The sequence below is a fragment of the Jiangella alkaliphila genome, from assembly GCF_900105925.1.
In the GTDB taxonomy this organism is placed as follows: Bacteria; Actinomycetota; Actinomycetes; order Jiangellales; family Jiangellaceae; genus Jiangella; species Jiangella alkaliphila.
Map to the genome: position 1 here is coordinate 6330863 of NZ_LT629791.1, position 14236 is coordinate 6345098.

Consider the following 14236-nt stretch of genomic DNA (forward strand, 5'->3'; position numbering starts at 1 on the left):
AGGGAATGACGTGAAACGATCCCGCATCGACGCTGTCATCGACGGTGCCCGTGAACTGGCCGCTGCGGCCGCGATGCCGTTGCCCGGTTTCGCCGCCTGGTCCCGGGCCGACTGGCTGGCCGCCGCGCCGACGCCGGCCGCCCGGCCGGCGCTGGAACGCGGCCTGGGCTGGGACGTCACCGACTTCGGCCGCGGCGACTTCGACCGCGTCGGACTGATCCTGTGCACACTGCGCAACGGGACACTGGCCGAGCGCGACTCCGGCTCCGGGCAGACCTACGCGGAGAAACTCCTGGTCGCGCAGAACGGCCAGGAAACCCCGATGCACCTGCACCGGCGCAAGGCCGAGGACATCATCAACCGCGGCGGCGCGGCCCTGGTCGTCGAGCTGCGCCCGGAGACCGGCGACGGCGACATCATCACGCTGGTCGACGGGCTCGAACGGGCGGTCCGGGCCGGCGAGTCGCTGCGCGTCGAGCCCGGGCAGAGCGTGCAGGTGCCGGCCGGCGTCTACCACCGGTTCTGGGCCGACGGCGGCGCCGTGCTCGCCGGCGAGGTGTCGGCGGTGAACGACGACGTCGACGACAACCTCTTCCTCGACCCGTCGCCGCGCTACCCGTCCGTCGACGAGGACGCACCGGCGCGATACCTGCTGGTCAGCGAGTACGCGGAGCTCCTCGCGGGCGCTCCGATCACCTCACCTGGGGCCACGTCGCCACGCAACGCCTCCATGCGCCGACGAGGCCGGCCGAGCACTCGATGAGCGCCGACAATTGGGCGCGTATGTGGGTGATCACGGACGCGCCGCTTCGAGACCGACCAGTGAGCCGGAGCTGAGTCGAGGCGCCGCCAGGACTCCAGCGGCGAACGCCGGCACGGGGATCTGTTGTATCGACGCCCCTGCGGGTTCTGCTACAACCAACCTGGTCGACGAATACCTGCCAGCCTTGCCGGCGAAGCGCGTGTCGCGATCGAGCCGGCCCTCGTCGTCCTGGATCGGCTCAGCAGCAGAGCCCATACGGTCGTCGAGGAGACGTACATCGGCACTGTGTCTGCGCGCCTACCCTGTGCGGCCGGCGACGGACACCCGACGCCAGCCGGCTCCAGTGACGTCGGCAGGGCCACCAGAGTGGAACTCGATCGCGGGTCCACGACGTCGAGGGCGAGCGTCGCCTTCGAGGACCACCGCTGGTGCGGTGGTGCGTCCGCCCGCGGCCGCATGGTGATCGGCGCGTCGGGCAGCGCGCCCAGCGCCAGGGCGCGTTCCAGCGGATCGGGCAGCGCCACGAGCGGCGCGTGCTCGGTCAGGCAGGCCAGCCGCTCGGCGGTGGTGCTGGCCGGCGGGAGCACCTGGCCCGCGGCGAGGCCGGGATCGAGGAAATGGTTGGTGTGCGCGAGCACCCGGCCAGGCGTCGCCTCGACGACGGCGTCGCCCGCGGGGGTGAGCTCGATGCTCGCCGCCCGCGGCGACCCGGCCTGCGCGGCGACGACCGTGAGCACCGACGAGGCGGCGACGGGAGCCATGCGCGCGACGGCGACGGCCTCGTCCAGGGTCGTCGCCTCGTCGAGGATCCGCCGGGCCACGACGTGGACGGGAACGCCGGAACGCGAGCCGTCGCTCACGTGGTGGAGGATGTTGAAGTGGCTGAACTCGTAGCCGCGGGCGGCGACCTGGCCGTCGAAGGACGGCTGGTGCTGGAAGTAGTTGACGTCCAGCGAGCCGTCGGCGAGGTTCTCGTTCGGCAGGATGTGGTCCTCGTCGTGACGAACTGCAGGATCTCCGCATGCGGGGTGATGCTCGCGCCGATGCTGAGAGTGGTGACTCCGCCGTCGGCCGTGTCGGTGGGGTCGCCGCCGTCGTCGGGCCCGCACGCGGTCAGGGCCAGCGTGGCGACGACAGCAAGGGCGGCGGCGCTGAGGGTCTTCCGCATGGTGATCCTTCTCTGTGGGTGACGGAACGGGTTCAGCGGTGGTCCAGCGCGCGGGAGGCCAGGTCGCGCACGATCTGGAGCAATCGGGACCAGCAGCACGATGAGGACCACGCAGACGATCATCACGTCCCACTGGAAGCGGTTGTAGCCGTGGCTGATGCTTCGCGGTCGCGGCGCTGCCTGCACTGTGGCTGATATGCGACCTGGTCCGCTGGCAAAGGGCGGTGCGGGCCATCAGGGTGGGCATTCAGTTATGGCTGGCCGGATCCCTCCCGGCTGCGTGATTCCTTGATTCGGCTGATTCCGCGCGTTCGTCCCCCGTGGCCGGGGCACCGGTTCTGTGCGGCCGGGCTACCTAGTGGGTATGCTCGCCGGGCGAGGAGGGTCGAGCTGGTGGCGTTCGTCGGACGCAAGCGGGCACGTGAGCTGATTGTGCGGTGGCGGTACGCGGGGCTGGACGAAAGCGAGTTCGAACAGACCACCGGTCACACCTTTGATTCGGCCTCAGGGATGGCCTGGGACGAGCTGGACCGCGGGTACGAGCGAATCGCGGCCGTATACCGCGACCGCGCGACGCCTTCGGACTCCTAAAGCGCAGATGTACGGCCGCGAGCTCCGTACTGGCACGACGGCGTGGACATGACCCGCTGATGATCAGGACCAGGTGCGGACGGCGCTGGCCGGCGAGTTGGAGCGGCTCGAGCTCAGCGTCGACGCGTCAGCAAGGGCCCAGTTCCTGCGCAGCCGGCGTTGGGACGGCCTCGGCACCTCGCTGACCCTCCTCACCGCTACGTGCCGGCACCGCCGGTGTCGGGTCAGTGACCGAGAGGGCCGGGGTGCTGACCGGCGTTCGCGCCCTCGCGGCCGCCTTGCATCCCGGTTGCGCCACCTCGCCGCCAGAACGTCCCCACGCATCTGGGCGATGCAGGAAGGCTTGTACCTGTGATTGAACACCTGTTTAATCAGGATCATGCGCGACGCGAGCGTGAAGCGCGAGGCCCGGCCGGCCGGTGTGGAGACGGCCGAGCGGATTCGTGCTGCCGCGATCGCGCGGTTCGGCCGCGACGGGTTCGGGGTGGGGTTGCGGGCCATAGCCGCGGACGCCGGCGTGACAGCGGGACTGGTCGTGCACCATTTTGGCTCGAAGGACGCTTTGCGGCGTTCGTGTGACGAGCACGCCCTGGCGGTCATCCGCGCCGAGAAGACCAAGGCGGTGACCACGGGCACGGCCGCGATGCTGTTCGCGCAGCTGGCCGAGGTGGAGCAGTTCGCGCCGCTGGCCCGCTACCTCCTGCGCAGCCTGCAGGCCGGCGGTGCGCTGGCGTCGGAGCTGGTCGAGCAGATGCTGGCCGACGCCCAGGAGTATCTGGCCGCGGGCGTCGCGGCGGGGGTGATACTCCCCAGCCGCGATCCGGAGGCGCGGACCCGCTTCCTCGCCTATCAGAACATCGGTGGTCTGCTGCTGTGGTCCTCGATGCATCTCGACGATCATCCGGACGACTTCCGGGCGGCGTTCCGCCGCTACTCCGAGGAGATCACGCCGCCGGCGTTGGAGTTGTTCAGCCAGGGCTTGTTCGTCGACCGTTCCATGCTGGACGACTACCTCATGTACGTGCCGGATCCGCCGTCGGCGGGCGACGCGGCCGCGGCCGCGGCCGCGAGCTAGCGACCGACGCACGCCCCGAGCTTCGGGGCCCTCCATCCGTCATGACATCTTTCCCAGGTCATCGGCCTGGGCTCCACGCATCGAGGTACACGATGACTCCTGCCATCCAGATCCAGCAACTGCGCAAGACCTTCGGACCGGTCACGGCCCTCGACGGACTCGACCTGAGTGTCGAGACCGGCGAGGTCCACGGTTTCCTCGGCCCGAACGGCGCCGGCAAGTCCACCACCATCCGGATCCTGCTCGGGCTGCTGCGCGCCGACGCCGGCCGCGCCGTCGTCCTCGGCGGCGACCCATGGAACGACGCCGTCGACCTGCACCACCGGCTCGCCTACGTCCCCGGTGACGTCGAGCTGTGGCCCAACCTCACCGGCGGCGAGGCCATCGACCTGATGGCCCGGCTGCGCGGCGGCCTGGACCCCGACCGCCGCCGCGACCTGATCGAACGCTTCGACCTGGACCCCTCCAAGAAGGCCCGCACCTACTCCAAGGGCAACCGGCAGAAGGTCGCCATCATCGCCGCGCTCGCCTCCGACATGGACCTTCTCATCCTCGACGAACCCACCGCGGGCCTGGACCCGCTCATGGAGACGGTGTTCCAGCAGCTCATCGCCCAGGCCAAGAACGACGGGCGCACCGTGCTGCTGTCCAGCCACATCCTCGCCCAGGTCGAGAAGCTGTGCGACACCATCAGCATCATCCGCCGCGGCGAGGTCGTCCAGACCGGCACCCTCGCGCAGATGCGGCACCTGACCCGAACCACCATCGAGGCCGACACGCTGCGACCGGCGGACACGCTGGCGGAGCTGCCCGGGGTGCACGACTTCCACGACGAGAACGGCCGGGCACGCTTCGACGTCGACAGCGAGCACCTCGATACGGTGATCCGCCGGCTCGGTGACCTGGGCGTGCGCAGCATCACCAGCCGCCCGCCCACGCTCGAGGAGCTCATGCTGCGCCACTACGGCGACGAGCTCGCCGGCAACGGGGCCGGGGGTGCGCGATGAGCACCGCCACCACGCTGCCCACGCAGGCCAGGTCATCGTCGAGATCGCGGAGCACACTGGCCGGCACCTGGACGCTGACCCGGTTCATGCTGCGCCGCGACCGCGTCCGCCTGCCAGTATGGATCGCCGCGCTGACACTCTTCGGGGTCGGCACGGTGGGCAGCTTCGAGCAGACCTACCCGACCGCCGCGGACCGCGCGACGGCGGCGGACCTGTCCAGCCTGCCGGCGGTCACCGCCATGGTGGGCCGCATCTACAGCCGCGACGACTACACCTACGGCGTGATGACCGGTCACCAGATGTATGTGTTCATGGCGATCCTGCTGGGACTGATGAGCATCCTGCTGTTCGTCCGGCACACCCGGGCCGAGGAAGAGACCGGCCGCGCCGAACTGGTCCGCTCGAACGTCCTGGGCCGACACGCCCAGCTGACCGCGGCGTTCATCGTCGTCGGCGGCGCGAACGCCGTGACCGGACTGCTCATCGCCGCCGGGCTGAGCGGCTCCGGCGCCGACGGCGTCTCCGGTGAGGGTTCCCTGTTGTTCGGTGTCGGCCTGGTCGCCGCCGGTCTGGTGTTCACCGCGGTCGCCGCGGTCACCAGCCAGATCACCGAGTACGCCCGCGGCGCGTCCGGGATGGCGCTGGCGGTGCTCGGCGTGACCTACGCGATCCGGGCGGTCGGCGACGTCGCCGCGAGCGGCCTGTCGTGGGTGTCGCCGCTGTTCTGGGGCCAGGCCACCCGGTCCTTCGCCGCCGACCAGCGGTGGTGGCCGCTGCTGCTCATGGTCGCCCTGACCGTCCTGCTGGCCACCGTCGCCTACACATTGAGCGTGCACCGCGACGTCGGCGCCGGTCTGCGTCCGGCCCGGCTCGGCTCCCCCACCGCCTCACCAGCGTTGAGCGGCCCGCTCGGGCTCGCGTTCAGGCTGCAACGCGCCAGCCTCATCGCGTGGTCCATCGGGCTGCTCGTCCTCGCCGTCACCTACGGATCGTTGGTCGACAGCATCCAGGACATGTTCGACCAGATCTCGTCACTCGACGACATGATCCGCGACATCGCCGGCGCGACCCTCATCGAGTCCTGGCTCGTCACCGTGCTGAGCCTCACCGGCATGCTCGCCTCCATCCAGGCCGTCCTCGCCGTGCTCCGCCTGCGATCGGAGGAGACCGCCGGGCGCGCCGAACCACTGCTCGCCACCGCGGTGTCCCGCCACCGCTGGGCCGCCAGCCACCTCACCATGGCCTTCGGCGGCAGTACCGCCATCATGGTCCTGGTCGGGCTCGGCTTCGGCGTCTCCACCGCAATCGCCACCGACGACACCGCCTGGCTCGGCGACATGCTCGCCGCCGGCCTCGTGCAGCTCCCAGCGATCTGGGTCGCCGCCGGCCTCGCCATGGCGGTCGTCGGCCTGGCACCACGACTGAGCCCGCTGGCCTGGCTCGTCCCCGCCCACGGAATCGCGGTCGTCTACATGGGGCAGATCCTGCAGTTCCCCGACTGGACCAGGGACCTGTCACCGTTCGGGCATGTCCCCGAGCTCCCCGCCGGCGACTTCGAACCGGTTCCGGTACTCGTGCTGCTGGCCGTCGCCGCAGCGTTCACCTGGGCCGGGCTGGCCGGCCTGCGCCGCCGCGACATCCCGGTCAACTGACGGCCGCCGGATGGCGGTCATGACAAGTGGTTGTGTTCGGCCACACCGGATACCTACGGTGTGGCCGAACAGACGGCCAGGGGGCACCAATGCCTGAACGCCACGTGTTGGCTCCGCTGCGTCGGTGGCTGATCCAGCCCGGTTCACCACCGAAGGTGATCGCCATCCTGCTGCTCATCCTGATGGCGAGCATGGTGACGCTACTCACCGTGCGGAACGAGGCCGCCCACGACAATGGCGGCACAACGATCATGGAAAGTCAGCATCGTCCGGCGACCAGCGGAGATGCCACCGGCTCGAACCCTGCCCCGCGCACCCTCTGACCAGAGCACACGCGCCACGCGGTGGATCCCAGCACGTCGCAGTCTGTGCCTCATCCCGCGACGGGTCGTCGACGATCTCAAGCTCGTCAGGCCGGAATACTCCAACGCCCGTCCGCGGAAATTGCACATGAACGTCACCGTTGCGGTCCAGGGCTATGAGGACCTGACCGACAACGGCACGAGGATCAGGGCGGGTAGGGTCCTCATCAACCATCTCTGTTGCCAGCACCCCACCGGTCTGACGAGCATCCCGACCTCGAACCTCGCCTCAGCCATCTGAGCGTTCATCCGGGGCGGAGACGGCCGGCTCATCCCCATGTGGGCGGCCGGCCACCCTAGCTGCGCGAACGCCGATACGGCCTGCACCGACACCGCTCTCGGCCGCCGCGGCCTCGGCCTTGGCGTCCTCGACGGCGGCCGCGGCCTGCTGGGCGACCTGATGCGCCGCGGCGGCGGCATCACCGGAGGGCACGCCCCCTGCCGTCAGCTCCCGGTGCTCGTCGTGGTCGAGCTCGGCCTGCGCCCGGCCGTCGCCGTCCTCGCTGCCGGACGCCTGAGCGGCGCCCGAGCCGGAGTGGTCGCCGAAGGCGCTGGTGACCGTGCGGATCGCCTCGGTGAACTCGCCGGGGATGACCCAGAACGTGTTGTTCTCGCCGCCGGCGAGGTGCGGCAGCGTCTCGAGGTACTTGTAGGCCAGCACCTTCGGGTCGGCGTCGTTCTGGTGCACCGCCTGGAAGACCCGCTCGATGGCGCGCGCCTCGCCGTCGGCACGCAGGATCATCGCCTGCTGGTTGCCCTGCGCCTCCAGGATCTCCTGCTGCCGGGTGCCCTCGGCGGTGAGGATCTTCGACTGCCGCTCCCCCTCGGCGTGCAGGATGACGGCGCGCTTGTCGCGCTCGGCCCGCATCTGCTTCTCCATGGCCTCCTTGATGGTGGACGGCGGATCGATCGCCTTGATCTCGACCCGGTTCACCCGGATGCCCCACTTCCCCGTCGCGTCGTCGAGCACCGTCCGCAGCTGGGCGTTGATCACCTCACGGGAGGTGAGCGTGCTCTCCAGGTCCATGCTGCCGATGACGTTGCGCAGCGTGGTGACGGTCAGCTGGTCGATGGCCTGCAGGTAGTTGGCCACCTCGTAGGCCGCCGCGCGGGGGTCGGTGATCTGGTAGTAGAGCACCGTGTCGATGTTCACCACCAGGTTGTCCTGAGTGATCACCGGCTGCGGCTGCGACGTGAACACGTGCTCGCGCACGTCGAGCTTGGTGTTGATGCGGTCGACCATCGGGATGATGAAGTTCAGCCCGGGTTGCAGGGTCGTGCGGTAGCGGCCGAATCGCTCGACGTTGTAGCGGCGCGCCTGAGGCACCACCCGCACCGTCGAGGCGACCCCGAACGCCACCACGGCAGCGAGGACGATGATGAGCACCAGCAGTTCCATGTGTCCTCCGTCGTCGTGTCAGGGCAGCAGTTCCCGCGGATAGACGATGGCCGTCGCGCCCTCGATCTCCATCACGTCGACCACCGAACCGGCCGGGATCACCTGGTCACCGTCCAGGACGCGGGCCGACCAGGTCTCACCGGCGAGTTTGATCAGCCCGCGGTCGGTCGTGACGTCCTCGATCACCACGGCCCGCTTCCCGACCAGCGCATCGCTGCCCTCGCTGGTCAGCGGTGGGTGACTCATGTGCTGGCGAGCGATCGGCCGGACGACCAGCAACCCGGCGGCGCCGGCGAGCGCGAACGCCGCGATCTGCAGCAGCCACGCACCGCCAAGCCCCGCGACGACGGCCGCGACCAGCGCCGCGCCGGCGAGCATGCCGAGAGCGAACGTCAGCGTGAAGAACTCCGCCGCGCCCAGCATCGCAGCCACCAGCAGCCACACGATCCACGACATGGAACCGACCTCCCGGACATCCAGGACGGTTACCACCAACCTAACTCGCCGGACCCCAGTCCCAGGTGGACGGCGGCCGGATCGTGATGGACGTGCCCTGGACACTCTGGCCGGTCGGGAGGCTGACCGGGGCCTGCGCCGTCGGGCACACTGGCCCTGTGCCCACCGTGTACAAGAGCCCGCGCGGCCAGTTCGCGGTGCAGCAGTGGTGCTCGGACACCCTGGCGCGCGCAGACTTCCCGCTCACTACCGCGAGCGTGGGCACCAGCGTCGGTCGCGTGTCGCTCGTGTCGGCCGGGCACCGGACCCCTCAGGTCGTCGTAGTGCCCGGCACGAACTTCAACGCCGCGGTGACCCTGCCGTGGCTGCGGGCGTTGTCGGATCGGTGGGCGACCACCGTGGTCGATCTGCCCGGCCAACCCGGACTCAGCGACCCGCACCGGCCGCGGTCCGGCCGCATGGCCTGGTACGGCCGAGTCCTCGACGAGGTCCTGACGGCCGCCGATCTGAACCGTGTCGTGCTCGTGGGCAACTCCCTGGGCGCAGCGGTCGCCCTGGCGGCCGACTCACCCCGGATCGCGGTTCGCGCACTGATCTCCCCGGCCGGTGTGACTCGTCTCACCGTGGACCCGACGCTGGCACTGGCCTCGGCGCGCTGGCTGGTGCGTCCCACAGCCGACCACGCTCGCCGCGTGCTCCGATCGTTCGTCGCCCCCGGCGAGGAGCCGCCCGAGACCGAAGTGGCATGGATGACCCTCGTGGCCACCCATTGCCACACCACCCTGGCCCCGCCTCCCCTTCCGCCCGAATTGCTCACCCGCCGCACCAACCGGCCCTGCATTGTCGCCGTCGGCGAGCACGACCGGTTTCTCCCGCCCCAGCGGCTGGGACCGGCACTGGCGCGGACCATGAATCTCGACCTGCGGGTCCTCCCCGGCATGGGCCACCTGACGACCCCGAGCCACCTCGACGACGTGGTGTCGCTGGTAGCCGAGGTCGCCGACCAGCCGCTGGGCTGACCACGTGCGCAGACCGAACAGCCCGGATCCGTAGGATGGACATGGTGCGCCGGGAAGTCTGGTCGGCAGTCGATGCCCCGATCCCTGAGGAGCACCCCTATGACTCAACAGCCTCGCCGCACACCCCTCCTCTTCGGGCGGGGCTCGTGGGTCGAGGCACACCGCATCGCGGACATCCTGCGCAAGGAGACCATCGGCGGCGCGCTGCTCCTGGCCGGTGCCGTCCTCGCCCTGGTATGGGCGAACTCGCCCCCATCCGATCTGTACGAGTCGATCCGCGATTACCGGTTCGGGCCGGAAGCACTGCATCTGGACCTGACCATGGCCGCCTGGGCGTCGGACGGCATGCTCGCGATCTTCTTCTTCGTCGCCGGACTGGAACTCAAGCGAGAGTTCGTCGCCGGCGACCTACGATCCCCTCAGCGCGCCGCGGTGCCGATCGCCGCGGCCCTCGGCGGCGTCGCGATCCCCGCCATCATCTTCACGCTCATCAACCTGCAGGACGGCGGCGCACTCGAGGGATGGGCGATCCCGACCGCCACGGACATCGCCTTCGCCCTGGCCGTCCTCGCCGTCGTGGGACGCAGCCTGCCCACGGCGCTGCGGACGTTCCTGCTCACCCTCGCCGTGGTCGACGACCTCGTCGCGATCATCATCATCGCCGTCTTCTACACCAGCAGCCTATCCATCGCGCCCCTGCTCGGCGCGCTCCTGCCGCTGGCGGTCTTCGCTTTGCTGGTCCAGAAGCGGGTGCGCTCCTGGTGGCTGCTGCTGCCGCTCGCCGCCGCCACCTGGACACTGGTGCACGCCTCCGGTGTCCACGCCACCGTCGCGGGTGTCATGCTCGGCTTCGCCGTGCCGGTGCTGCGCAGCCAGCGGGCCGGCGGCCCCGAAGCCGGCCCGGGCTTGGCCGAACACTTCGAGCACCGGTTCCGGCCACTCTCCGCCGGCGTCGCCGTGCCGATCTTCGCTTTCATGTCCGCCGGTGTCGCCATCAACGACCAGGGCGGCGGGCTTGCGACATCCCTCACCGACCCGGTGGCTCTGGGCATCATGGCCGGGCTCGTCCTCGGCAAACCGGTCGGCATCATGACCGCGACCTGGCTGGTCAGCAGGTTCACACAGGCCCGGCTCGATCCCAGCCTCACCTGGACCGACGTGTTCGGGCTGGCAATGCTGGCCGGCATCGGCTTCACCGTGTCGCTGCTCATCGGAGAACTCGCCTTCGGCCTCGGCAGCGAACGCGACGGTCATGTGAAACTGGCCGTCCTGACCGGTTCCGTGACCGCCGCCCTCCTTGCCACCGTTGTGCTGCGGATCCGCAACCGGGCGCACCGGCTCATCCAGCTCGCCGAGACGACCGACACTGACCGCGACGGCGTCCCCGATGTCTACGAACACGACGAGACCCGCGACGACGCTGACCCTCGCGGGAGCCCAGCGTCCGACGAGAACGCCGGCAGCTGACGGCCCACCCCTGCTGACATGCCCGGCGGGAGATCGACGACTACAACGTGGCGTGTGCCGTGGCGCCCGGGCTTGTCCAAAGGCCCGGTCGAGGGCGGCGCGACGGCCGCCAGCCGCGGCCCTTGACCCCGCACGCCCGACCGCGCTGTACTGAAGATCGGTGATGGATCCCGCCGGAGCCCTGTCGGCTCGAGCCGCCTCCTCGTGAGACTGATGGCTCCTACGCTGTGTACGGCGCCGGAACCGTGTTCGGGAGGATCCGTGAAGGAGCAGGGACGCTCACTGCGACTGTCGATCATCGTTGGTGAAAGCGACCAGTGGCACCACAAGCCGCTCTACACCGAGATCGTGCATCGCGCCCACGCGATGCTCCTGCACCTCGCGCCCTCGCCGGTCACCCGGCTGCACCGGGCCATTGCACTGCGCTACACGGCCAGGCCCGCGGCGGCGCTGCGTGAGCTGGATGGGCTCGGCGACCGCCTCGACGGCTACCACCTCTTCCACGCGACCCGGGCCGAACTGCTGCGCGACCTCGGCCGGCCCGCTGAGGCCCGGGCGGCCGACGAACGCGCCCTGCGACTCACCCGCAACCCAGCCGAGCAAGCGATCATGCACGAACGCCTCACCTGGGCGTAGCCGACCAGCCAGGCGTGTCGGGTACGACGGCGTTGATCTGCTGGTGTGCCGCACCGGTCATCTGAAGGGAACACAAGAGCAAGGTCACGCGCTGAAGCCAGTACAGGACATCCTCACCGCCCGTACGGCCTACAAGGAGCGCGCCGAACTCGAATCACGGTGAGTTGGTCGCGCCCGCACGTTCGGCGTCGAATATCCGCTGGTAGATCGCCGCGTCTGCGGGCTTCGGCACAACCGATGCCTGCACCCTGGGTGTCGGCCAGGCCACGTCCTGGCCGGTGCCCTGGAACGCCAGCCGGGCCAGCCCCAGGGCCGCTGTGTCGAACTCGGCGGCGACGGTGACCCGGTGGCCTAGCACGTCTGCGAGCAGCTCGGGCCATCGGCGGTCTCGGGCGCCGCCTCCGCACGCCACGATCTCCTGCGAAGGATGGGTGCGAAGCACGGGCTCGACGCCACGCCGAATCCACAGCGCGACGCCCTCGAGGACGGCCCGGGCGATGTCGTGGATCCCGACGTCGAGACTCAGGCCACGTAGCTCACCGCGACCCAGGCCCACCTCGCGCGAACCCGAGCTCGCCGACCCGTGCGGCACGAAGCGCACGCCGGCGGCGCCGGGCTCGCTCATCGCCGCCGAGTCGAGCAGTGACCGGAAGGCGTCACCGTCGTCGAGCCAAGCGTCGGCGAAGCTCCTCCCGGCCCAAGCGAGCATGCTGCCGCTTCCGACCGCCACCGACAAACAGCGCGGCGGCTCGGCGTCGGCGAGTGCTACCGGCCCGTCGAATCCGCCGTACGCGGCCGACGATCCCAGGTAGAGACACATGCGCTCCGGCATCGCCGCCTGCGCACCGAGACACGTGACCAGCCAGTCGCCGCTGCCCGTCACGACGGGCGTGCCGACGCCCAGGCCGGTTGCCGCGGCCGCCTGCGGTGTCACGCTGCCCGCCCGCGCCGCCGGGTCGAGGATCGCCGGAATCTCCCCGCCGAGTTCGGACACGAGGGCGGCCGCCGCCGGCACGACACGCCCGGTGGCGACGTCCACCAGTCCGCACCCGCCGGCATCGTAGGCGTCGGTGGCGAGCACCCCCGTGAGCTGGTACCGAAGGTAGTCCTTCACCGTGAGCACACCACGGACCCGGCCGCCTCCCTCGCCCCACGCCGCGAGTCGCGCCAACGCGGCTCGCCCGCCTGCCGACGGGACGCCGGCGAGCCCACCCTCACGCTCCACGCTGCGAACGTCACCGGGCAGGAGCACGAGAACGTCCTCCTGCCCGCGGTCCGCCACGGGCACCAGGGTGTGCATGAAGCCACCGACCGCCACGGACGATACCGCCGTGAGGTCGACGTCCCCACCCAGCCGCCGGACGAGCTCGGTGAGCGTCAGCCACCAGCGGTGCGGTCGGGCCGTCACCGTCCCGTGTCCGCGTTCGATCTCGGTCGTCGCCGAAGCCTGCGACACCACCTGACCGAGGCGGTCGACGAGGGTGACCTTGATCGACGTCGTTCCCTGATCGACGACCAGGGCCAGTGGGCCGACGTCGTTGCTCATGCGGTCTCGTCGCCCGGCTCGACCAGCACCTTGATCGACTCCACCGAGCGATCGAGCATGATGCTGAAGCCATCGCCGATGCGCTCGAGCGGCAGCCGATGGGTGATCAGCTCGGTGGCCCGGACCAGGCCGGCGGCCAGCAGGTCCAGCGCACGCCGGTAGTCCGGGACGCCGTCGACACACGAGCCGTAGCTGTTCGACCACTGCACCGTGAGCTCGCGTTGGTAGGCCACGTGCGGGTCGAACGCCGGTGCTTGCGCGTAGACGCCGACCACCACCACGCGGCCGCCCGGCGCCGCGAACGCCATCGCGTCCCGCAGCGAACCGTCGGCGTTGCCGGCCGCATCGAACACGACGCCGAACCCACCAGCATGCTCGGCCAGCGCCCGCTGCCATTCCACCGGATCGGCCGTGTCGTACACCGTGTCCGCTGCACCCGCGCGTAACGCACGGTGCAGCGAGGCATTCGATCGGCCGAAGACCGTGACCCGGTGCCCGGCCGCCCTGGCCACCTGTCCGAGCGTCAGGCCGATGGCACCGGCGCCGAGGATCAGCACCGGGCTCTTGGCCGGCAGGTCGCTGACGTGCAGCGCGTGCACTCCGCATGCGTAGCAGTCCAGGATCGACGCGTCCTCGAGACTGACCTGGTCCGGCAGCGGGTAGGCGTGGTCGCGGGGTACCAGGTCATACTCGGCGAAACCACGGCTGTGCTGGTGCACTCCGCCCTGCAGCCCGCGCTCGGCGCACAGATAGGTGCGGCCGGACGCGCAGAAGGTGCAGCCACCGCAGCTGACGAGATGGACCGGCTCGACCGCCACCCGATCCCCGACCGCGATGTCGTCGACCTCTGGCCCCGCCGCCGCCACCCAGCCGCTGAGCTCGTGGCCGTCGCGATCGGGACGCTCGGCGCTGTGCTGCCAGGGACCCAGACCTCGGTAGGAGAGCAGGTCGCTGCCGCAGATGCCGGCGTACGCGACCTTCACCAGGACGTCACCCGTACCCGGCCGCGGCACCGGAACGTTCTCCACCCGGATGTTCCGGCCACCCCGGAACACGGCGGCCCGCATGACCTCCCCGACCAGCAGATCCATGAAG

General features: G+C 70.3%; 14 protein-coding genes. 9 read left to right on the forward strand and 5 right to left on the reverse strand.

The genetic code is table 11. The features are described from left to right. The first annotated feature begins 10 nt into the window (after window positions 1-10). The gene (locus BLV05_RS29230; RefSeq protein ID WP_052763024.1) at window positions 11-763 is read left to right on the forward strand and encodes a D-lyxose/D-mannose family sugar isomerase; all 753 of its coding nucleotides are present in this window, start codon (window positions 11-13) and stop codon (window positions 761-763) included. 149 nt (window positions 764-912) lie between these two features. Here the strand turns inward: BLV05_RS29230 and BLV05_RS36735 are convergent, their stop codons facing one another. Further along, window positions 913-1623, reverse strand: a complete 711-nt coding sequence (locus BLV05_RS36735) for a carcinine hydrolase/isopenicillin-N N-acyltransferase family protein (protein WP_052763023.1) — start codon at window positions 1621-1623, stop codon at window positions 913-915. Between the two features lie 18 nt (window positions 1624-1641). On the opposite strand from BLV05_RS36735, the gene BLV05_RS37915 reads away from it, so the two are divergent. From BLV05_RS37915 to BLV05_RS36210, 5 genes are all read left to right on the forward strand, one after another. Then, a complete protein-coding gene (locus tag BLV05_RS37915) occupies window positions 1642-1953 on the forward strand; it encodes a hypothetical protein (RefSeq protein ID WP_231948633.1) in 312 nt (103 codons plus the stop codon). A gap of 948 nt (window positions 1954-2901) precedes the next feature. Next, complete coding sequence (locus tag BLV05_RS29250; RefSeq protein WP_046771986.1) at window positions 2902-3597, forward strand: TetR/AcrR family transcriptional regulator; 696 nt, start codon at window positions 2902-2904, stop codon at window positions 3595-3597. Between the two features lie 92 nt (window positions 3598-3689). Continuing rightward, a complete protein-coding gene (locus BLV05_RS29255) occupies window positions 3690-4604 on the forward strand; it encodes an ABC transporter ATP-binding protein (RefSeq protein ID WP_083421424.1) in 915 nt (304 codons plus the stop codon). Continuing rightward, on the forward strand, window positions 4601-6256 hold the full coding sequence (locus BLV05_RS29260; RefSeq protein WP_083421425.1) for an ABC transporter permease: 1656 nt from the start codon (window positions 4601-4603) through the stop codon (window positions 6254-6256). The genes BLV05_RS29255 and BLV05_RS29260 overlap by 4 nt, the downstream gene beginning before the upstream one ends. Before the next feature lie 89 nt (window positions 6257-6345). Beyond that, window positions 6346-6579, forward strand: coding sequence for a hypothetical protein (locus BLV05_RS36210; RefSeq protein ID WP_152691171.1), 234 nt, complete (start codon window positions 6346-6348; stop codon window positions 6577-6579). A gap of 268 nt (window positions 6580-6847) precedes the next feature. On the opposite strand, the gene BLV05_RS29265 is transcribed toward BLV05_RS36210, so the two are convergent. Continuing rightward, the gene (locus BLV05_RS29265) at window positions 6848-8017 is read right to left on the reverse strand and encodes an SPFH domain-containing protein (protein WP_083421426.1); all 1170 of its coding nucleotides are present in this window, start codon (window positions 8015-8017) and stop codon (window positions 6848-6850) included. An 18-nt stretch (window positions 8018-8035) separates the two neighbouring features. Then, the gene (locus BLV05_RS29270; protein WP_083421362.1) at window positions 8036-8473 is read right to left on the reverse strand and encodes an NfeD family protein; all 438 of its coding nucleotides are present in this window, start codon (window positions 8471-8473) and stop codon (window positions 8036-8038) included. 65 nt (window positions 8474-8538) lie between these two features. On the opposite strand from BLV05_RS29270, the gene BLV05_RS29275 reads away from it, so the two are divergent. The 3 genes from BLV05_RS29275 (at window position 8539) to BLV05_RS29285 (ending at window position 11595) form a co-directional block, all read left to right on the forward strand. Continuing rightward, complete coding sequence (locus tag BLV05_RS29275) at window positions 8539-9492, forward strand: alpha/beta fold hydrolase (RefSeq protein ID WP_083421427.1); 954 nt, start codon at window positions 8539-8541, stop codon at window positions 9490-9492. A 99-nt stretch (window positions 9493-9591) separates the two neighbouring features. Beyond that, window positions 9592-10959 carry a Na+/H+ antiporter NhaA gene (gene nhaA / locus BLV05_RS29280; RefSeq protein ID WP_083421428.1) on the forward strand — a complete coding sequence of 456 codons (1368 nt, stop codon included), beginning with the start codon at window positions 9592-9594 and terminating at the stop codon, window positions 10957-10959. Between the two features lie 261 nt (window positions 10960-11220). Beyond that, complete coding sequence (locus tag BLV05_RS29285; RefSeq protein WP_063932671.1) at window positions 11221-11595, forward strand: DUF190 domain-containing protein; 375 nt, start codon at window positions 11221-11223, stop codon at window positions 11593-11595. A 154-nt stretch (window positions 11596-11749) separates the two neighbouring features. On the opposite strand, the gene BLV05_RS29290 is transcribed toward BLV05_RS29285, so the two are convergent. Further along, entirely contained in the window at window positions 11750-13141 is a 1392-nt protein-coding gene (locus BLV05_RS29290; protein ID WP_046773102.1) for a xylulokinase, read from the reverse strand. Further along, complete coding sequence (locus tag BLV05_RS29295) at window positions 13138-14232, reverse strand: zinc-dependent alcohol dehydrogenase (RefSeq protein WP_046773103.1); 1095 nt, start codon at window positions 14230-14232, stop codon at window positions 13138-13140. Before BLV05_RS29295 ends, BLV05_RS29290 begins: the two co-directional genes overlap by 4 nt. Window positions 14233-14236 lie beyond the last annotated feature (4 nt).